At 63.4% G+C, this 19,564-nt stretch carries 15 protein-coding genes; 10 read left to right on the forward strand and 5 right to left on the reverse strand.

Going from position 1 to position 19,564, the window contains the following annotated elements; genetic code table 11:
• Positions 1–7: 7 nt before the first annotated feature.
• The 4 genes from BA190_RS28500 to BA190_RS28515 all read left to right on the forward strand — a co-directional run bounded on the left by BA190_RS28500 (position 8) and on the right by BA190_RS28515 (position 4,520).
• Positions 8–1,024, forward strand: a complete 1,017-nt coding sequence (locus tag BA190_RS28500) for a C45 family autoproteolytic acyltransferase/hydolase (protein ID WP_068295982.1) — start codon at positions 8–10, stop codon at positions 1,022–1,024.
• 89 nt (positions 1,025–1,113) lie between these two features.
• Complete coding sequence (locus tag BA190_RS28505) at positions 1,114–2,361, forward strand: D-amino acid dehydrogenase (RefSeq protein ID WP_068295983.1); 1,248 nt, start codon at positions 1,114–1,116, stop codon at positions 2,359–2,361.
• A gap of 4 nt (positions 2,362–2,365) precedes the next feature.
• On the forward strand, positions 2,366–4,150 hold the full coding sequence (locus tag BA190_RS28510) for an alanine racemase (RefSeq protein WP_068295985.1): 1,785 nt from the start codon (positions 2,366–2,368) through the stop codon (positions 4,148–4,150).
• A 25-nt stretch (positions 4,151–4,175) separates the two neighbouring features.
• The gene (locus tag BA190_RS28515) at positions 4,176–4,520 is read left to right on the forward strand and encodes a RidA family protein (protein ID WP_068295987.1); all 345 of its coding nucleotides are present in this window, start codon (positions 4,176–4,178) and stop codon (positions 4,518–4,520) included.
• A 66-nt stretch (positions 4,521–4,586) separates the two neighbouring features.
• Here BA190_RS28515 and BA190_RS28520 read toward each other — a convergent pair whose 3' ends face one another.
• Positions 4,587–5,069 (reverse strand): Lrp/AsnC family transcriptional regulator, encoded by a 483-nt coding sequence (locus BA190_RS28520; RefSeq protein ID WP_068295989.1) that lies wholly within the window; start codon positions 5,067–5,069, stop codon positions 4,587–4,589.
• Positions 5,070–5,197: 128 nt separating this feature from the next.
• Between BA190_RS28520 and BA190_RS28525 the strand changes: the two genes are divergently transcribed.
• The 3 genes from BA190_RS28525 (at position 5,198) to BA190_RS28535 (ending at position 7,585) form a co-directional block, all read left to right on the forward strand.
• A complete protein-coding gene (locus BA190_RS28525) occupies positions 5,198–5,614 on the forward strand; it encodes a DUF2000 domain-containing protein (protein ID WP_068296330.1) in 417 nt (138 codons plus the stop codon).
• A 394-nt stretch (positions 5,615–6,008) separates the two neighbouring features.
• Positions 6,009–6,695, forward strand: coding sequence for a class I SAM-dependent methyltransferase (locus BA190_RS28530; protein WP_156771741.1), 687 nt, complete (start codon positions 6,009–6,011; stop codon positions 6,693–6,695).
• Between the two features lie 71 nt (positions 6,696–6,766).
• A complete protein-coding gene (locus BA190_RS28535; RefSeq protein ID WP_068295993.1) occupies positions 6,767–7,585 on the forward strand; it encodes an enoyl-CoA hydratase in 819 nt (272 codons plus the stop codon).
• A 106-nt stretch (positions 7,586–7,691) separates the two neighbouring features.
• Here the strand turns inward: BA190_RS28535 and BA190_RS28540 are convergent, their stop codons facing one another.
• Complete coding sequence (locus BA190_RS28540) at positions 7,692–8,036, reverse strand: multidrug efflux SMR transporter (protein ID WP_068295995.1); 345 nt, start codon at positions 8,034–8,036, stop codon at positions 7,692–7,694.
• Positions 8,037–8,765: 729 nt separating this feature from the next.
• On the opposite strand from BA190_RS28540, the gene BA190_RS28545 reads away from it, so the two are divergent.
• Positions 8,766–9,419: a glutathione S-transferase family protein gene (locus tag BA190_RS28545; protein WP_068295998.1), complete on the forward strand. Its 654-nt coding sequence runs from the start codon at positions 8,766–8,768 to the stop codon at positions 9,417–9,419.
• 192 nt (positions 9,420–9,611) lie between these two features.
• The gene (locus BA190_RS28550; RefSeq protein ID WP_068296000.1) at positions 9,612–10,634 is read left to right on the forward strand and encodes an LLM class flavin-dependent oxidoreductase; all 1,023 of its coding nucleotides are present in this window, start codon (positions 9,612–9,614) and stop codon (positions 10,632–10,634) included.
• Between the two features lie 182 nt (positions 10,635–10,816).
• Here the strand turns inward: BA190_RS28550 and BA190_RS28555 are convergent, their stop codons facing one another.
• The 3 genes from BA190_RS28555 to BA190_RS28565 form a co-directional block, all read right to left on the reverse strand.
• A complete protein-coding gene (locus BA190_RS28555; RefSeq protein ID WP_068296002.1) occupies positions 10,817–14,578 on the reverse strand; it encodes a vitamin B12-dependent ribonucleotide reductase in 3,762 nt (1,253 codons plus the stop codon).
• Positions 14,579–15,333: 755 nt separating this feature from the next.
• Complete coding sequence (locus tag BA190_RS28560) at positions 15,334–17,535, reverse strand: tetratricopeptide repeat protein (protein ID WP_082980096.1); 2,202 nt, start codon at positions 17,533–17,535, stop codon at positions 15,334–15,336.
• A 73-nt stretch (positions 17,536–17,608) separates the two neighbouring features.
• Entirely contained in the window at positions 17,609–18,883 is a 1,275-nt protein-coding gene (locus BA190_RS28565) for an NAD(P)/FAD-dependent oxidoreductase (protein WP_068296003.1), read from the reverse strand.
• 139 nt (positions 18,884–19,022) lie between these two features.
• Between BA190_RS28565 and BA190_RS28570 the strand changes: the two genes are divergently transcribed.
• Complete coding sequence (locus BA190_RS28570) at positions 19,023–19,529, forward strand: DUF1003 domain-containing protein (protein WP_068296005.1); 507 nt, start codon at positions 19,023–19,025, stop codon at positions 19,527–19,529.
• Positions 19,530–19,564 lie beyond the last annotated feature (35 nt).

The following is a 19,564-nucleotide window of genomic DNA, read 5'->3' on the forward strand; positions in this document are numbered from 1 at the left end:
TGCGATCATGGATCTCCTGTTCGAAGCCGTGGACGAGGACCAGCCCGGTGCCAAATGGCGCCAGCTGTTCGATCGTCACTGGCATGCCTATAGCCGCTGGTTCATGCGGGACGGCATCAGGGCCCGCCCGACCTATCTGTCGAGCCTGAAGGCGATGCGTGCCCATATGCCGGAATTGCTGCCGGCCTATGAAGCGATCGTGTCGGCAGCGGGCGATGGCGACCTGGAAGCCCGCTTCCTGTCGATGTGGTGTCCGCCGGTCTATGTCGGCGGCTGCTCGCAGGCGCTCATCACCAGTCCCGAGCCGGCCCTCATCCGCAATTACGACTACAGCCCGCGTCTCCTGGAGGGCTCCTGGCTCGCCACCCGCCTCAACGGCAAGCGGGTGGTGGCGGTGGTCGATTGCCTGTGGGGCGTGCTCGACGGCATCAACGAGGACGGCCTTGCCGTCTCGCTCTCCTTCGGCGGGCGGACAGCGGCGGGGCCTGGCTTCGGCATTCCGATCGTGTTGCGCTATGTGCTGGAATTCGCCTCTGATACCGCCGAGGCGATCGAGATGCTGCGGCGCATTCCGGTGCACATGTCCTATTCGGTGGCACTGATCGATCGCCAAGGACATCACGCCACCGTCTATGTCAATCCCGACCGTCCCGCCGAGGTGGTGGCCAAGCTCGTCAGCACCAACCATCAGCACGGCGTCGAATGGGCGCGCCATGCCCAGACCACCAAATCGGTGGAGAGGGAGGCAGCCCTGGAGAAGGCGCTGGCCCTACATCAGAGCACCGAGAACGTCCTGGCCGGCTTCCTGCGGCCGCCCGTCTACCAGACCTCCTATGGCAGGGGCTACGGCACGCTCTATACGGCGCTCTACCGGCCACAGGACGCCTCGGTCGAACTGGTCTGGCCCGGGGTGATCTGGCGGCAGTCCTGTGCGGAGTTTCAGGAGGAGGCGCGTGTCATTCGCTTCAACGACGGCGATTCCGGTGGCTTTGCGCCGACCTTCAAGCAAGGGACGGTGAGCTGAGCGCCTCTCTTGCCAAGGATAAGGAAGAAGATCCGCTTGGTACGATAATAAGTTGATAATACGGGGGAAAACTCCGTAAGGGAGGCGTAATGAGGGTTGTCGTTCTGGGGGGCGGTGTCGTCGGTACGGCGGCGGCCTGGTATCTGGCAAAGGATGGCCACGAGGTCACGCTGATCGAGCGGCATGCCGATGTTGCCTGCGGTACCAGCCAGAGCAATGCCGGCCTGGTATCGCCGGGCGACTCGACCGCCTGGGCATCGCCGGCGGCGCTCGTGACCTTCATCAAATCCCTCTACAAGCCCGACATGGGCATCAAGGTCCGCTTCACCCTCGACCCGAATTTCCTGGCCTGGACCTGGCGCTTCCTGCTGCAATGTACGCAGGCCCGTGCCAATGCCAACACAGAGGTCAAGCTGCGGCTCGCCTTCTATGCGCGCCAATGCATCAACGCATTGCAGGAGGAGACCGGCCTTGCCTATGACGACAAGCGCAGGGGCATCCTCTACTTCTACCGCTCCCAGCAAAGCCTGGAAGCCGGCGCCAAGCATATGGGCTACATCGCCGAGCGTGGCCTCAAGATCGAGGTCGTCGACCGCGAGCGCCTTGTTGCGCTGGAGCCAGGGCTCGCCGCGGTCAAGCAGCAGATTGCCGGCGGCGTCTACTCGCCGATGGACCAGACCGGCGATTCCTGCCTGTTCACCCGCGGCCTTGCCGAGCTCGCTCGCGAGCGCCATGGCGTGCAATTCCGCTTCAAGACCAATGTGACCGGCCTCGATGCCGAAGGCGACAGGGTCAAGGCCGTGCTGACCGACCAGGGGCCGGTGGCCTGCGATGCGGTGGTGGTGTCGCTCGGGCCCGAAAGTTCGCTGCTCGCCCGCAAGATCGGCATCGACGTGCCCGTCTATCCGGTGAAGGGCTATACCGCCACAATTCCCGTCGACGACGAGAAGGGCCCGACCATGGGCGGGGTCGACGAGGACCGGCTGATCGCCTATTCGCGCCTCGGCAACCGGCTGCGCATCGCCTCCACAGCCGAATTCGCCGGCTATGACCGCAGCTACAAGCCGGCCGATTTCACCACCATGTTCAAGACGGCGCACGATCTGTTCCCCGGTGCGATCGACGAGAGCAAGGCCGTGCTCTGGGCCGGCCTCAGGCCGATGATGCCGGGCTCGGTGCCGGTGCATGGCCGGGCGCGCTACGCCAATCTCTATCTCGACACCGGTCACGGCCATGTCGGCTGGACCATGGCTTGCGGCTCGGGAAAGCTCACCGCCGATCTCGTTGCCGGGCGCAGCCCGGAGATTGACACTGCAGGCCTGCTCTACCGGAATTGACGCCATGCCGGATCCCCAGATTGCCATCGATCTCGCCCGGATCGAACACAATGCCCGCACCATCGTGGCAACCTGTGCCAAGGCAGGCATCACGCCCTTCGGCGTGACCAAGGGCACCTGCGGCATGCCGCAGGTGGCGCGGGCGATGCTGCGAGGGGGCGTCGCCGGCATCGCCGAGTCGCGTTTCGAGAATATCCGCCGACTGCGGGATGCCGGCATCGACTGCCCGATCATGCTGCTGCGCAGTCCGCCATCCTCACGTGTCGAGGAACTGGTGCGCACGGTCGACGTCAGCCTACAGTCCGAGCTTCAACTCATGCGCGAGGTCTCGCGCGTGGCCGAGCGGCTTGGGCGGGTGCACGACGTCATCCTGATGGTGGATCTCGGCGATCTCAGGGAAGGGATCTGGCCGAACGACCTGATCCCGACCGTGGAAGCGGTGATGGAACTGCCCGGCGTGCGCATCGCCGGCGTCGGCACCAATCTCACCTGTTTCGGTGCCATCATCCCTACCAGGGAGAATCTCGACCAGCTCGTCGCCCACGCTTACAAGGTCGAAAGCGTCACCGGGCGACATCTCGACTGGGTCTCGGGCGGTAATTCCTCCTCGCTGCCACTGCTGCTGGCGGGGGGCATGCCGGCCGGGGTCAACAATCTCAGGATCGGCGAAGCCATCCTGCAGGGCGGACGCGACACCTTCCTGGAACAGCCCTGGGAGGCGCTCGACCGCGATGCCTTCGAGCTGACGGGCGAATTGCTGGAGGTGAAGGTGAAACCCTCCATGCCGATCGGCAAGTCCGGCATCGATGCTTTCGGCAATGTGCCCGTCTTCATCGACGAGGGCGATCGCCTCAGGGGCATTGCCAATATCGGGCGAGAGGACGTCATCGCCGAAGGCCTGATGCCGACCCGGCCGGGCGTCCGGGTGCTGGGTGCCTCCAGCGACCATCTGGTGCTCGACCTCACCGAGGCCGACCCGCCGCTCAAGGTGGGCGAGGATGTCAGCTTCCGCCTGAACTACGGCGCGCTGCTGACGGTGATGACGTCGGAATATGTGGAGAAAGTTCCGATGCGGGACGTGATGGAGCAAGGGCAGAGCAGGGGCTATGCGGTCGAAACCGACGAGGTTGGCGATGCGCTGCTTTCCGCCCACAATGTTGGCGCGCGGATCGAGCGCCTCGGTTTCGAGCCGGCCGTGGCCGGCGCCTCGATCGTGCTTTCCACCGCTGCCGGGCGGGCCGATCTCATCCCCTTCGTCGAGGCTGCGGGGCGGCGCCACGATGCGCTCGGGCTGATCTGGATCGACTCCGAGGCAGCGATGATGCCCGACGAAAGCGAGGGGAGGCCTGCGGAAAATGCCGTGCTGCGCCGCCTGCTCACGCGCCTGCCGCCTCATATCGCGGCGGAGAATGTCGTGCTGCTCGGCTTGCGGGAGGCCGATCCGGGCGAGGTCGAGGCACTGAAGGCCTCGCGCATGCGTATCTTCACCATGGCGGAGATCGACGCGGTGGGGCTGCGCCATGCCATGCGCGAGGCGATCGCCATCGCCTGCGCCGGCACGCGTGGCTTCCATCTTTGCTATTCGCCGACTGCCACCGACATGTCGGACTGGAGCGGAGGTATCGGCGGCATCACCGTGCGCGAGACCCATTCGGCCATGGAAATGGCGGCGCTCAGTGGCCGACTGCGTTCACTCAGTGTCTCGGGCATCGATCGCGATCTGCCCCCCACCATTGGTGCCGAATGCGCCAATTTCATCCTCTCGGCTTTCGGTAAGACCATTCTCTGACACCCCGTTCCAACAGGAGACTTCCATGATCAAGCGTCTGCACCCAGGCAAGCGGTTTTGCGAGGCCGTCATCGTCAACGGCATCATCACCACCGCCGGCATCACTGGCCGCGACGAGACCGCCGATACTGTCGGCCAGACCCGCGACATTCTTGCCCAGATCGACGCGCTGCTGGCCGAGGCTGGCACTTCCAAGTCCAAATTGATCAGCGCCAGCATCTGGTTGCGGGACATCGCCCATTTCGACCAGATGAACGAAGTCTGGGACCAGTGGGTCGACAAGGACAATTTGCCGGTGCGCGCCACCGTGGAAGCGCGCCTGGCCGCGCCCGAGTTGCTGGTCGAGATCCAGGTCAGCGCTGTCGTCTGAAGCGGTTCCTCCCGCCTTTGCTCGGCATCGGCGGGAGGCTTGCAAGCCGGATGAGAGGAGCAGGCTTCAGGGTGCCGCCAGCTCGACCGGCAGGGAACGGAGCGGCTTGATTTCCTTGAGCACGAAGGTCGTCTGCATTTCCTTGATGCGGGGCAGGCGGCGCACGGTAGCCATGGCGAATTGCGCATAGGCATCGAGATCTGTCGCCACGACCTGGAGCAGGAAGTCGGCATCGCCGGCGATCGAATAGCAGGCTACGACCTCCTCGAGCCGCAGGACCTCGTTGGAGAAGGCCTCGGCTTCCGCCTCGCTGTGGCTGTCGATCTTCACGCGAATGAAGGCGAGCACGCCGAGCCCAAGCCTCCGGCGGTCCAGCACGGCCTTGTAGCCCTGGATGACGCCATCCTCTTCCAATTTTCGTACGCGCCGCCAGCAGGGCGAGGTCGAGAGCCCGACCTTGTCGGCCAGGTCTTGATTGGTGAGGCGCCCGTCCTCCTGCAACGCTGTCAGGATTCGCGTATCGGCGGGTTCGAGATCAGGATGAGGCATGATCTACCTTATGATATGACAAATTAGGTATAATCTACCAGGATTTCTAAAAGAACAGAACAGAAAGGCAAGACTGGCCGGTGGAATTGCGCTATCCCTACCTCTTCGATAGCAGCGAGGAGACCTCCGTGAGCGACGACATCCGCCTGGCCATCATCGTCAACCCCGCTCTGCCGATTGGCTTGGTGGCCAATACGGTCGGCGCTGTCTGTGTTGGTCTCGGTGCCCGGATGCCGGGATTGGGAGCGACCCAGCTCGTCGACTGTCGGGCGCGACGCATCGACGTCAGCGCCAACCGGCCCGTGCCCGTGCTGCAGGCGGATGGTGAAACCATCCGCGCGATCATGCTCAAGGCATTGCCTGCCGCCGATGAACGGGCTGTGGTGCCGTTTCCCGCCTTTGCCCGCAGTCTGCATGTGTTCGCCGAGTATGGCGTCTCCATGCCCGAGCGAGATCTCGCCGAGGAGGAGGTCGACGGCCTCGGCCTTGCCGGCCCTACGAAATGGATCCGCTCACTGACCGGATCGCTGAAGCTCCTGCGCTGAACCGGAAGGCGAGTGGTGCAGCCTCGATAGGGAACTGCGGATGACTCTGCGAGTTTTTCAGTAATCGGCTCGGCTGCGACATTGCATCGGGAAGACGAGCATTCGAATCCTTGACTCTTCACGGCATATTTTGAAAAGAAAGAGGCGTAAACAGACTAGGTGCCATGCCGTCGCGCAGGAGGCACCATTCGGATGCCTTGGAAATCGGCATTCGGCTCGGGAGGCGGGCGCCGGACGGAACCGGCCATCACCCGCGAAAGCGTCTTGCGATTTGGCTTAATCGGCGGGGCGTTGAAACAAGGGGGCGGCAAGGCGTCGTTTTCAACGAAGCACGTTTTGCGCCAAAGATCATGAACACCTTTCGGCTGGGCCGGGTGGTGCCGTGGTCGGCAAGGTGAAAGGGCTTTTCCCGATGGAATGGGCTGGGAGAGATAGCAATACGGCTGCGGAGCCGTCCTATGCGCGCACCTATTATCGTTGGGCCCGCTTCTACGACCTTTTCTTTGATTGGCCGTTCCATCCCGGGCGCCTGGCGGCGGCGCGGGCCGTCGCCCAGGCAGCCGGCAACAATGGCGAGGTGCTGGTCGCCGGTGTCGGCACGGGCCTCGAGCTTGCGCTGATGCCGGATAATCTGCGCATCCTCGGCATCGATCTCGCCCGCCCCATGCTCGACATCGCCCGCGAACGGGTCAAACGCAAGGGGCTCGACCAGGTCAAGGCGCTCCGGGTGATGGACGCGCAGGCCCTTGAATTCCAGGAAGGCCGCTTCGACGTGGTGCTGGCGCCTTATCTTCTCAGCGTGGCGCCTTCGCCCCAGCAAGTCCTCGAGGAAATGTGGCGGGTAACCCGGCCGGGCGGCGAGATGATCATTCTCAACCATTTCTCGGCCGAAGACGGTTGGCGCGTGCGGGCGGAAAAGGCGCTGATCGGCGCGGGTGGTTGGCTCGGCTGGCGGCCCTATTTCCCCTATGCCGTGATCACCGACTGGCTGGCCAGCCGCCCCGAGGCGCAGCTGCTCGAGCGCCGTGAAGTAGCGCCTGTGCGTCTGTTCACTGTTCTGCGTATTCGCAAGCCGGCCTGAGAAAAACAGTCTGACATTGCGAGCGTGACGGCAAGGCGCGTAGACTGGCCAGTCTGCTGCGGAGTGTTGCCATGACTGTCGCCGTCTCGATCCAGAACGCGCCGTTGGAGCGTCCCTCCGAGCCGATCCTGCTGCGTCAGGACAAGGCTGGCGTGACGACTCTCACTCTCAATCGGCCGCAGCAGTTCAATGCGCTCTCGGAGGGCATGCTGGAGGCGCTGCAGCAGGCGCTCGACGCGATCGCCGGCGACCGCACGGTACGTTGCGTCGTCCTTGCGGCGAGCGGCAAGGCCTTCTGTGCGGGGCATGATCTGCGCCAGATGCACGCCAATCGCCGGCTCGATTATTATCAGGGGCTGTTCGCCCAATGCAGCCGGGTGATGCAGGCAATCCAGGCGCTGCCGGTGCCGGTGATCGCCCGGGTACACGGCATCGCCACGGCCGCCGGCTGCCAACTGGTGGCGAGCTGCGATCTCGCCATCGCTTCGCAGGGGGCTCGCTTCGCCGTTTCCGGCATCAATGTCGGACTGTTCTGCTCAACGCCGACGGTCGCCCTGTCGCGCAATGTCTCGGCCAAGCGCGCCTTCGACATGCTGGTGACCGGTCGCTTCGTCGATGCTGAAACGGCGGCGGATTGGGGCCTGATCAACCAGGCGGTGGCCGAAACCGATCTTGATGCCGCCATTGCGGCCAAGGCGGCGGACATTCTGGCCAAGAGCCCCACGGCCGTGCGCTATGGCAAGCAGATGTTCTATCGCCAGCACCAGATGGCGCTCAGCGAGGCCTATGCCTTTGCCGGCGAGGTGATGGCACAGAACATGATGGAGGAGGATGCCGCCGAGGGCGTCGAGGCCTTCCTGGAGAAGCGTCCTGCGCGTTGGGGCGCTTGAGCCTGCCGCGAGCAAAGCGCGTTTAGACGGAAACGCTTGTTTGCTCTCACTCTTTGGTTCGACGCGTCTTTGCGATTCCTGGCGATTCCGCCAAATCGCAAACGCTTCAGTGGCTGATCGATTTCGACATCAGGTTGATGATCACCACACCGGCGAGAATCAGGCCGATGCCGATGACGGCCGGCAAGTCGAGTGACTGGTTGAAGATGACGAGACCGACCAGCGAGATCAGCACGATGCCGATGCCGCTCCATAGCGCGTAGGCAATGCCGACCGGCATGGTGCGCAGCGTATAGGAGAGGAAATAGAAGGCGGCCATATAGCACAGCCCCATCATCACCGTCGGCCACAGCCGGGTGAATTGCTCCGAAGCCTTGAGGAGCGAGGTGGCGATGATTTCGAGGACCACTGCGATCACCAAAGCGGCATAGGTCGTGACGGCTGGGCTCAATGGGAGGTCCTCGGAAAGGCGCGTCGCCGACGCTGCGTTGAGAAGCGCGGGGCAGGGGCCGCGAAACCTGCGTAGCCAAGGCGCCTTCTTCTGTAAAGGATCGGTGCTGCCGAGGAACCGCTCTGCGACCATGCGTCCGGGGGAGTGCTGTGCGAGAGGTGGAGGCGGGGGCTCGTCCCGACAAACGCGATGCTTCCAGATTGTGGCTGCGTGCCCCGCGATCTCAAGGAGTAGCTTTAATCCTGCCTATGATTGCCAGCGAAGGGAGCCGTGAGACCCTGAAACGGCACCGGCGCGCGAATTGCTTCGCGCGCCGGCCGGTTCTTGCGGATGACGGGAGCACCGAAGCGCTCACCTTATCATCCGGGGATGATCCAGGTTTTCGGTAGCTGGAACGTCAAGTGGCGGAGACCACCTTGGCTGAGCCAGCGCAAATTTCCAGGATCTTCGTAAGGTTAGACACTGGATCACCTCCTTTCGTGGGTTGCGAACCTCCTGAGCATGGCGGCGATGGCCGGGGATGTAAAGAGCTTGAGGTCAAGAGGGCAGGAATTGGCCCGGAAATGCCCCTTTTTTGAGCTCAAGACACAGAATATCTTCCGTTGAAGCCCAGGATATTGGCAAATCCTCTCAATGAAGGCACGTCGGAGTCCATGAGCCCCGAGTCTTGATTCGGAGCGGGTGAGCTTGTTGGCCGGCGCTTGAGCGCGCCCTGTGAGGAGAAGAGCGGTGACCGAGGTATTCGTCGTCTATGGAGCGGCTGGCTCGGGATCCGTTCCGATCGAGGCGGCTCTCGACCTTCTCGAATTGCCCTATCGCGTGCAGGAATGTTCTCCCTGGGAAGGGCAAGAGGAAGCAGACAAACTCGCCCCTATCAATCCCATGCTGCAAGTGCCGGCGCTGGCCCTGCCGACGGGCGAGGTGATAAGCGAAAGCGCCGCGATCCTGATCTGGTTGGCCGATCGCTATCCCGAAGCACGATTGGCACCGGCATTGAACGAGCCAGCGCGGCCGACCTTCCTGCGTTGGATGACCTTCGTGTCTTCGGCAATCTATGCCCTCTATTGGGTTGCCGATAATCCTTCTCGCATCATCGACCACGCCGAGCACCACACCGGCGTCAAGGCTCGCTTGTTCGACCGCATTGCCCGCTGCTGGGAATTGATGGAGGCACAATTGCGTCCAGGAAAGTATCTCCTCGGTGAGGATCTATCGGTTCTCGACCTCTATGTGGCAACGGCGTCGCGCTGGTCGCCCGGGCGGCGGCGCTTCTATGAGGTCGCGCCCGGTCTGGCGGAGGTAATACGCCGGGTGGACGCCGATCCCCGGCTGGCGGCCATCTGGGCGGAGCGTTTCCCGTTCAGCCAAGGCTGGGAGCGTTAGGGGCACAAGGAGAGCTCGATATGGCCAGACAAGGTCCTCTGCTCGATGGGGCCATTTGCCGTCACGGGCCGCGAGCCGATGATCCGGTCCGGGGGACTGCTGGAATGGACTTCAGCTCCCTATATCTGAAATGCAGCGGCGCCGTTTCCCGCCGCCGGACGCATTTGGGCATTCAGCAGGCAGACATTTCGCATGAAGAAGATCGGTTTTCTTTCGTTCGGACACTGGACACCATCAAGCCAATCGCAAACGCGATCTGCCGCCGATACGCTGCTGCAGTCGATCGACCTGGCCGTCGCGGCGGAGGAACTGGGTGCGGATGGCGCCTATTTTCGCGTCCATCACTTCGCGCGCCAGCTTGCCTCGCCTTTCCCCTTGCTGGCGGCCGTGGGAGCCAGGACCAAGCGCATCGAGATCGGCACGGCCGTGATCGACATGCGCTACGAGAATCCCTTCTACATGGTCGAGGACGGCGGTTCCGCCGATCTCATCGCAGGAGGGCGCCTGCAACTCGGCATCAGCCGTGGCTCGCCCGAGCAGGTGATCGATGGCTGGCGCTATTTCGGCTACCAGCCGGCGGAGGGCAAGAGCGACGCCGACATGGGCCGCCAGCATGCCGAGGTCTTTCTGAACCTGTTGCGTGGAGAAGGGTTCGCCCAGCCCAATCCGCGGCCGATGTTTCCCAATCCACCCGGCCTGCTGCGTCTGGAGCCGCATGCCGAGGGCCTGCGCGAGCGGATCTGGTGGGGGGCTTCGTCGGATGCAACCGCGGTCTGGGCCGCCAGGCTCGGGATGAACCTGCAAAGTTCGACCCTGAAGAACGACGAGACGGGCGAGGCCTTTCATATCCAGCAGGCCAAGCAGATCCGCGCCTATCGGGCGGCGTGGAAAGAGGCCGGCCATGCACGCGAGCCCAGGGTCTCCGTCAGTCGCAGCATCTTCGCGCTGACGAATGACGAGGACCGGCTGTATTTCGGCCGGGGCGGCGATGGAGAGGACCAGATCGGCTTCATCGACGAGCGGACTCGCGCGATCTTCGGGCGCAGCTATGCCGCCGAACCCGAGGTGCTCATCGAGCAACTCAGGCAGGACGAGGCGATCGCCGAGGCCGATACCCTGCTCCTCACCGTCCCCAACCAGCTCGGCGTTGCCTACAACGCTCATGTCATCGAGACGATCTTGACCGAGATCGCGCCCGCGCTCGGTTGGCGGTAAGCAGGCCGGTCGGCGGCTGCAAGAGCCACGATCAGGCGCTGCCTTAAGAAAATGCACCCGCCAAACAGGTTTGGCGGGTGCATCATCCGAATTTTCCAAGGCTTTGAAATTACGCCATCTTCGTCAGCAGCGATGGATGTTCAAGGACATCCATCGCACCTTGGGACTTTCTCAGTCTATCCTCAGCTGCAGCCCGTGGTGCCGCCGCAGGTATCGCACTTCAGGCAGGTGCCATTACGCACCAGCGTGAAATTGGCACATTCGGGGCAGGCCTCGCCTTCATAGCCGCGGAGCTTGGCTTCCTTGCGCCGCTCGGAGGCCGGCTTGACCGCAGGGGCGGCCGGGGCTTCCCAGGCGAGGGCATCGAGCGCGGGCTCCTCCTTCAGTGCAGTGGCACCGACGGTCTGGGCACCCGGGCCGGCCACGACGCCGCGGCTGAGGCCGGTGTTCACGGCACTCGACAAAGCCGTGATGGCACCGCGGGCATCGCTGGAGACCGGGGCGAGCGTGTTCGAGGCCGCTGTCGCACCACCGGGCATCACCACGAAACGCTCGGTCTTGGAGCGCACCAGGCCGCGCGAGACCGGTACGGTCACCGGCTGGGCCGGGGCCTTGCTCTCGCCGTCGCCGCGGCCGAGCGTGGCATGGCCATCCTCGTCAGGCACGACATGGGCGAGGTCGTAGCGGCCGACATAGGAGATGGCGAGCTCGCGGAACACATAGTCCAGGATGGACGTCGCGTTCTTGATCGAGTCGTTGCCCTGCACGAAGCCCGAGGGCTCGAAGCGTGTGAAGGTGAAGGCCTCGACATATTCTTCCAGCGGCACGCCATATTGCAGGCCGAGCGAGATGGCGATGGCGAAATTGTTCATCATCGCGCGGAAGGAGGCGCCTTCCTTGTGCATGTCGATGAAGATCTCGCCAAGGCGGCCATCGTCATATTCGCCGGTACGCAGATAGATCTTGTGGCCGCCCACCACCGCCTTCTGGGTGTAGCCCTTGCGGCGGTCAGGCATCTTCTCGCGCTCGCGCGCCACTTCCACCCGCTCGATGATGCGCTCGACGATCTTCTCGGCGACCTGCGTCGCACGGGCGGGCACCGAACGTTCCAGATGCTCTTCCACCGCATCGGCCTCGTCCTCGTCGGCGAGGAGCTGGGAGTTCAGCGGCTGGGAGAGCTTGGAGCCGTCGCGATAGAGCGCGTTGGCCTTCAATGCCAGGCGCCAGGACAGCATGTAGGAGGCCTTGCAATCCTCGACCGTCGCATCATTGGGCATGTTGATGGTCTTGGAGATCGCACCCGAGATGAAGGGCTGCGCCGCCGCCATCATGCGGATATGGCTTTCCACCGAGAGGAAGCGCTTGCCGAGGCGACCGCAGGGATTGGCGCAATCGAACACCGGCAGGTGCTCGGCCTTCAGATGCGGCGCGCCTTCGAGGGTCATGGCGCCGCAGACATGGATGTTGGCCTTCTCGATATCCGCCTTGGCGAAGCCGAGATGGACGAGGAGGTCGAAGGACGGCTCGTTGAGCTTCTCGGCCGGCACGCCGAGCTTGCCGGTGATGAAGTCCTCGCCCAGCGTCCACTTGTTGAAGACGAACTTGATGTCGAAGGCCGAAGCGAGAGCCTTCTCGACCACGGCGAGCTTCTCCTCGGTGAAGCCCTTGGCGGTCAGCGTGGTGTGGTTGATGGCCGGCGCCTGGCGCAGCGAGGCATGGCCGACGGCATAGGCCTCGATCTCGGCGATGTCGGCTTCCGAATAACCGAGGGTGCGCAGGGCCGAGGGCACGGCGCGGTTGATGATCTTGAAGTAGCCGCCGCCGGCCAGCTTCTTGAACTTCACCAGGGCGAAATCGGGCTCGATTCCGGTGGTGTCGCAATCCATCACCAGGCCGATCGTGCCGGTGGGCGCGATCACGGTTGCCTGGGCGTTGCGGTAGCCATGCGCTTCGCCGAGCTTGAGAGCGTTGTCCCAGGCGGCTCTGGCATGCTCGACGATGGCCTTGCCATTGTCGCCGAGAGCGGTGAGGGAGGCGTGGTCGAGGGCGACGGGCGTGGTGGCCAGCGCCTCATAACCCGCGCTCTCGCCATGGGCGGCGCGGCGATGGTTGCGGATGACGCGCAACATGGATTCACGGTTCGGCTCGAAGCCGGGGAAGGGGCCGAGCTCCTTGGCCATTTCGGCCGAGGTCGCATAGGCGACACCGGTCATGATCGCCGAGAAAGCACCGCCGAGCGCGCGGCCGGCATCGGAATCATAGGGAATGCCGGAGGTCATCAAGAGGCCGCCGATATTGGCATAGCCCAGGCCCAGCGTGCGGTAGCGATAGGAGAGTTCCGCGATCGCCTTGGACGGGAACTGCGCCATCATCACCGAGATTTCGAGAACGATGGTCCACAGGCGGACGGCATGCTCGTAGGAGGCCAGGTTGAAGGTGCCGTCGGCGTTGCGGAACTGCAGGAGGTTCAGCGAAGCCAGGTTGCAGGCCGTGTCGTCGAGGAACATGTATTCCGAGCACGGATTGGATGCGCGGATCGGCCCCGAGACCGAGCAGGTGTGCCAGTCGTTGATGGTGGTGTGGAACTGAATGCCCGGATCGGCGGAAGCCCAGGCGGCGTGCCCGATCTTCTCCCACAGGTCGCGCGCCTTCAGCGTCTTCATGGTCTTGCCGGTGATGCGGGCCTTCAGCTCCCAGTCGCCGTCCTTCTCGACAGCGTTGAGGAAGTCGTCGTCCACGCGCACCGAATTGTTGGAGTTCTGGCCGGATACCGTGAGGTAGGCCTCCGAATCCCAGTCGGTGTCATAGGTGTCGAAGGCGATATCCTTGTAGCCCTGCTTGGCGAACTGGATGACGCGCTTGATGTAGTTGTCGGACACCAAAGCGCGGCGCGCGGCCTTGATCTCGCGCTTGAGGGCCGGGTTGCGCTCCGGATCGAAGCAGTCATCGCCCGGGCCTTCGCACTGCACGCAGGCGCGCATCACCGCCTTGAGGTGCTTCTGTACGATCTTGGAACCGGTGACGAGCGCGGCGACCTTCTGCTCTTCGCGCACCTTCCAGTCGATATAGGTCTCGATATCGGGGTGGTCGGCATCGACGACCACCATCTTGGCGGCTCTACGGGTGGTACCGCCCGACTTGATGGCGCCGGCGGCGCGATCGCCGATCTTCAGGAACGACATCAGGCCGGAGGAACGGCCGCCGCCCGAAAGTCGTTCACCCTCGCTGCGCAGGGCAGAGAAGTTGGAGCCGGTACCCGAGCCATATTTGAACAGGCGCGCCTCGCGCACCCACAGGTCCATGATGCCGCCCTCGTTGACGAGGTCGTCGGCAACCGACTGGATGAAGCAGGCATGCGGCTGGGGATGCTCGTAGGCCGAGGTCGAGGAGGTCAGCTTGCCGGTCTTGTAGTCGACATAGAAATGGCCCTGGCCGGGGCCGTCGATGCCATAGGCCCAATGCAGGCCGGTGTTGAACCATTGCGGCGAATTGGGTGCCACCATCTGCATGGCGAGCATGTAGCGATGCTCGTCGAAGAAGGCCTGGGCATCGTCCTCGCTATCGAAATAGCCGCCCTTCCAGCCCCAATAGGTCCAGGTGCCGGCGAGGCGATCGAAGACCTGGCGCGAATCCGTCTCGCCGACATAGCGCTCGGCCTCGGGGAGGGCGGCCAGAGCCTTCTTGTCGGGGATGGTGCGCCAGAGCCAGGACGGCACGGCGTTTTCTTCCACGCGCTTGGTGCGGGCGGGGACGCCCGCCTTGCGGAAATATTTCTGCGCCAGAATGTCGGCGGCGACCTGGCTCCAGGCCTCCGGCACGGCGATGCCTTCCAGCCGGAAGACGATCGAGCCGTCCGGATTCCGGATCTCGCTCGTCGCCGTCCGGAACGCGATGGACGCGTAGGGGGACTGCCCCTTCTTGGTGTATTGCCGTTCAATCCGCATTGCGTTCTGCCCCGAAAATTAGACGCAAAAATCCGCGCCGTGCCATCGTTACGGCTCGGTTCGAAATCTGTCTGACATCCTGTTTACTCGTCGGTGAGTACATGGCCCTGCCAACGTTCGAATGCCGGGCTCGTGCCCCGCAATTCCGCGAGGTCACCCCCGCCGCCGACGTTTCCGACTATGACTCAATAGGTATGACTCGCCGGCAGGGGCGTCAAGATTTAGTGCCGGCAAAATGAGTGGCTATCTACATATAGTAGAAGCTGTGGAAATCGGGGACAAGCTTGAGCGGGAGCCCTCAAGCTTCCGGAATCCCTGGCAAAATCGCCGCCTTCAACCTGTCTTTGAATTGCCATGTTCCAGTCATGTTTCATTTACCATCCCCGGTGGATGACCCAAAATGGCACACAAGCCCTTGTGGAGAGGTCGCCGAAGGCTTGCCGTAAGGGCAAGCGTGAGGGGCCGTGAGGGGGCGCGAATCGTGCCCGGGGCAATTCCGCCGTACTTCCGGTGCGAGCGAATCGTTCGCGGTGCGGGCCTGGAGAGCATCGAATCGGGAAGGCAGGAGCGCTGCCGATGAGTCTTGCGGGATCCCGGACGAGTTTCTTAGCCAATAAAGAACGAAAAAACAAAGGGTTGGAGCAAAGTTCGATCCGCTGTAATCGCGCCGGGCGTTGATCGGGCGATGCTTCGAGCCAAGGTTCCCGATGGAGGCGACTGCTGCGGCGAACCCCGACACTCGCCGCGCGCTGGCACTATTTGGCGAGGCTGAAATAGAAATCCTCCGGCGGCAGGTCGCCATAGGTCGCCGGCACCTGTTCGTTGTTGGTGGCAAGCTTCACGTCCTGTGTCACGAAGCGGAAGATCTTGTTGATCTCGATGCCGGGCTCGGACAGGCGCTTGGCGAAAGCAATGGCGAAGGGGCTGTTGTCGCCCTGTCCATCGGCGGCGGTGGTGCCTTCCCTAGCGGCATAGACCACCAGGGTCGCTTTGCTGGGCTCGATGCGGGCAAGGCCGCGCGAAAGGGTGGCGCGCTTGGCCTCCGTCAGCTTCATCTGAGCCGCGAAAGGATTGTTGCGGCAGGCGTCGAGAATCACCAGGCGGAGTTTGCCGGCGCCCTCGGATGCGCTCAGGAGGCGCTGGAGCGTTATGGCCTCGTCCGACAGGCTGGTCTCGCTGAGCAGGCGTGCATCGGTGGGAATGAGATAATTGGTGCCGCCGAGTTCCATGCCATGCCCAGCAAAATAGATGATGGCCCAATCCGCGTCCTGGGCCTTCTCTGCAAAGGCGTTGAGTGCCTCGATCATGTCGGAACGGTCGAGGTCGTGAAGCACGGTGACCTCGATGCCGCGATTGCGCAGGGCGTCTCCCACCAGCGCGGCGTCCCTGGCGGGATTGGGCAATTGCGCGGCGCCGCGATAGCTGGAATTGCCGATCACCAGAGCAACGCGGCGTTCGGTCGTGCCATCGCCCTGCGGCTCGGGTTTGCCGGTTTGCAGCAACGGCCGGGCCGCCGCCTGCTTGTTGCGCGCATCCAACGCCAGCGCCCGGTTCTCGATGGCGCGCGTGTAGTCCGGCTTGAGGCGGATGGCCTCATCATAGTCGGCAATGGCGCGGTCATAGTCGCCCTTGCTCTTATAGGCGAAGGCGCGGTTGTGGAAGGCAACTGGGTCGCTCGGCGCAAGGCGTATGGCCTGGTCATAATCGGCGATCGCCCGGTCGTAATCGCCCTTTTTCCGGTAGGTTATGGCGCGATTGATGAAAATGTCGGCGTCATTGGGGTTGAGGCGGATGGCCTGACCGTAGTCGGCAATGGCGCGGTCGTACTCACCCCTGTCGTCATAGGCCGAACCGCGATTGTGGAGGGCGGCGGCATAATCGGGCTTGAGGCGGATGGCCTGATCGTAGTCGGCGATGGCTCGGTCATACTGCCCCTTGACGTTGTATAGCCTACCGCGATTGACGAAGGCCGAGGCATCCTCCGGCGTAAGGCGGATAACCTGGTCGTAATCGGCGATGGCGCTGTCATACTCGCCCTTCTTTCGATAGGTGATGGCGCGATTGAAATAGGCGGCGGAAAAGTCGGGCCTGAGGTGGATGGCCTGGCCGTAGTCGGCGATGGCGCGGTCGTACTCACCCTTGTCGTCATAGGCAGAACCGCGATTGAAGAAGGCGGAGGCATAATCCGGCTTGAGGCGGATGGCCTGGTCGTAGTCGGCAATGGCGCGGTCGTACTCACCTTTTTTGCCAAAAGTGGAGCCGCGATTGACGAAGGCCGAGGCATCGTCCGGCTTGAGGCGGATGGCCTGATCGTAATCGGCGATGGCGCTATCGTAGTCGCCCTTGCTCTTATAGGCGATGGCGCGGTTGAAGAAGGCGGTGGCGTCGTTTGGTGCAAGGCGGATGGCTTCGTCATAATCGGCGATCGCCCGGTCATACTCGCCCTTTTTCCGGTAGGTTATGGCACGATTGACGAAGGCATCGGCGTAGTCGGACTTGAGGCGGATGGCCCGGTCATAGTCGGCAATGGCGCGGTCGTACTCACCCTTGTCGTCATAGGTGGAACCGCGATTGAAGAAGGCGGCGGCATAATCGGGATTGAGACGTATCGCCTTGGTGTAATCGGCGATGGCTTCATCGCGGTTGCCCTTGGCATCCCGGGCGATGCCGCGATTGTTGAATGCGACGGCGTAGTCGGGCTTGAGGCTTATCGCCCGTGTATAGTCGGCGACGGCGCGGTCGTAGTCGCCCTTGGCCCGATAGGCGGCGCCGCGATTGTTGAAGGCGTAGGCCCGCCCCGTATTGGAGGTGGTCTTGTCGCCGATGATGCGGTTGCAGGCAGCGATGGCCTGATCCCGATTCTGGCCCGCGCATTGAGGCCAATCATCGGCAAAGGCCGATTGCACAACGAGGCCATAGGCCAGAAACGCGAAGGCGAGGAGGGCGGAACCGCGCATGGCGCACCCCGGAGGATCGATACCGCGTGAGAGTAGCATGGTTAAGAAAGTGGTAAAGTAACACAGATGACACTCAGGATCTGAAAGCGTCCTCATCGCCACCCTGGGTGATCAGGCGGGCGCTACGCTGGTTGCGGGTGTGGATCCACAGCCAGCTCAGGGCGACACTGAGGCGGGAGCGCACGCTGATCAGGAAATAGATGTGGGCGATACCCCAGATCCACCAGGCGAGCGCGCCACGCAGCTTGATCCAGCCGAAATCGATCACCGCGCGCTTCTTGCCGATCTGCGCCAGGCTGCCCTGATGCTTGTAGTGGAAAGGGGGCGGAGCAGGGGTACCCGCCAGGCGAGCCCGAATCACGCGGGCGACATAGACACCAGCCTGCTTGGCAGCCGGCGCGATGCCGGGAACCGGCTTGCCGTTCGGCCCGGCAAGGCTGACGGTGTCGCCGATGGCGAAGATCTCGGGATGACCGGGCACGCTCAGATCCGGCTCGACGATGATTCGGCCGTTGCGGTCCGCCGGCACGCCGAGCCATTCGGCGGCCGGGGATGCGCGTACGCCTGCGGCCCAGACAATGGTGCGCGCCGGCAGCAGCTTGCCGCCATAGACGACACCCTCGGCCGTGCATTCGGTGACTGCGGCGCCGAGAACGACCTCGACACCAAGGCTTTCGAGCGATTGCTTGGTGTAGTCGGACAGGTCGTCCGGATAACCCGCCAGTACGCGGGGGCCCGCTTCCACCAGCACGACCCGCGCCTTGTGCGTGTCGATGCGGCGAAAATCCGGGGCCAGCGTGTCGCGCGCCAGCTCGGCGATGGTGCCGGCAAGCTCCACGCCGGTCGGTCCGGCGCCAACGATCACGAAGGTGAGCAAGGCATCCTGCACCGCGGGGGCGGTCTCGCGTTCCGCTTTCTCGAAAGCAAGAAGAATGCGCCGGCGAATGGTGGTGGCGTCCTCGATCGCCTTCAGGCCGGGGGCGTGGGGCTCCCATTCGTCATGGCCGAAATAGGCATGGCGAGCGCCCGTCGCCAGGATGAGCGTGTCATAGGCAAGCTGCGCTCCGTCCTTCAGACGAACCTGGCGCGCCGACGCGTCGATGCCGGTGACTTCGCCGAGCAGTGTGGTCACCTCCGGCCGACCGCGCATGAGATGGCGAATCGGCCAGGCGATCTCGGAAGTGGACAGCGAGGCGGTGGCGACCTGGTAGAGCAGGGGTTGGAAGATATGGTGGTTGCGCCGATCCACCAGCGTGATCTCGACCGGCGCACCCTTGAGATGATGGATGGCCTCCAGCCCTCCGAAGCCCGCCCCGACGACCACGATGCGGTGGGGTTCTCCCGCCATGACATAGCCTCCTGCTCGATGGTTTCAGATCGCGATAATCCCATGCCGCCGCATGGATTATGTCCGACAGGGTCCTGCGTCTACGCACAGAAGCTTGTAGCATTCCATTCCCGCAAGCAGAGTCGGAAAGAACGGGAAGATGAGCCTCATCGCCAAAGCCCATCAACTCCATGACGAGGAACGCACGCTCCTGCATCGATTGCGCCAGGAGCGGCGTTCCCATCGGCGGCCGGATCCGGCCGCCTTGCCCACCGGAGCCCGCATCGCCGATGCCGTCGCGGCCACCATGGGCAGCTGGCCCTTCATCATCGTGCAATCAGCCGTGCTCGCAGCCTGGGTGGTGCTCAATGTCGCCGCCTTCATCCAGCATTGGGATCCCTATCCCTTTATCCTGCTCAATCTGGCGCTGTCATTCCAGGCAGCCTATGCCGCTCCTTTCATCATGATGAGTCAGAACCGGCAGGCCGCCATCGATCGCGCTGCCGCCACGCATGATTACGACGTCAATACCAAGGCGGAACTGGAGATCGAACTCCTGCATGAGAAGATCGATTTCCTGCGCGAGACCCAGGTCGCGGAGCTGATGCAGCTGGTCAAGCGACTGGAAGAGAAGCTCGATGCCGGCGGTTGGGCGCCGCCGGCCTGAAACCAGCGATAAGCATGCAGCTGCGGCGCCTTGCG

Origin of the sequence: Labrys sp. WJW, assembly GCF_001676615.1 — a bacterium.
In the GTDB taxonomy this organism is placed as follows: Bacteria; Pseudomonadota; Alphaproteobacteria; order Rhizobiales; family Labraceae; genus Labrys; species Labrys sedimenti.

Coding starts and splice junctions, on each gene's coding strand:
- BA190_RS28555 (WP_068296002.1), bottom strand. CDS start 14,578: ATGCGGATTGAACGGCAATACACCAAGAAGGGGCAGTCCCCCTACGCG.
- BA190_RS28505 (WP_068295983.1), top strand. CDS start 1,114: ATGAGGGTTGTCGTTCTGGGGGGCGGTGTCGTCGGTACGGCGGCGGCC.
- BA190_RS28500 (WP_068295982.1), top strand. CDS start 8: ATGGATCTCCTGTTCGAAGCCGTGGACGAGGACCAGCCCGGTGCCAAA.
- BA190_RS28515 (WP_068295987.1), top strand. CDS start 4,176: ATGATCAAGCGTCTGCACCCAGGCAAGCGGTTTTGCGAGGCCGTCATC.
- BA190_RS28535 (WP_068295993.1), top strand. CDS start 6,767: ATGACTGTCGCCGTCTCGATCCAGAACGCGCCGTTGGAGCGTCCCTCC.
- BA190_RS28510 (WP_068295985.1), top strand. CDS start 2,366: ATGCCGGATCCCCAGATTGCCATCGATCTCGCCCGGATCGAACACAAT.
- BA190_RS28520 (WP_068295989.1), bottom strand. CDS start 5,069: ATGCCTCATCCTGATCTCGAACCCGCCGATACGCGAATCCTGACAGCG.
- BA190_RS28550 (WP_068296000.1), top strand. CDS start 9,612: ATGAAGAAGATCGGTTTTCTTTCGTTCGGACACTGGACACCATCAAGC.
- BA190_RS28565 (WP_068296003.1), bottom strand. CDS start 18,883: ATGGCGGGAGAACCCCACCGCATCGTGGTCGTCGGGGCGGGCTTCGGA.
- BA190_RS28560 (WP_082980096.1), bottom strand. CDS start 17,535: ATGCGCGGTTCCGCCCTCCTCGCCTTCGCGTTTCTGGCCTATGGCCTC.
- BA190_RS28570 (WP_068296005.1), top strand. CDS start 19,023: ATGAGCCTCATCGCCAAAGCCCATCAACTCCATGACGAGGAACGCACG.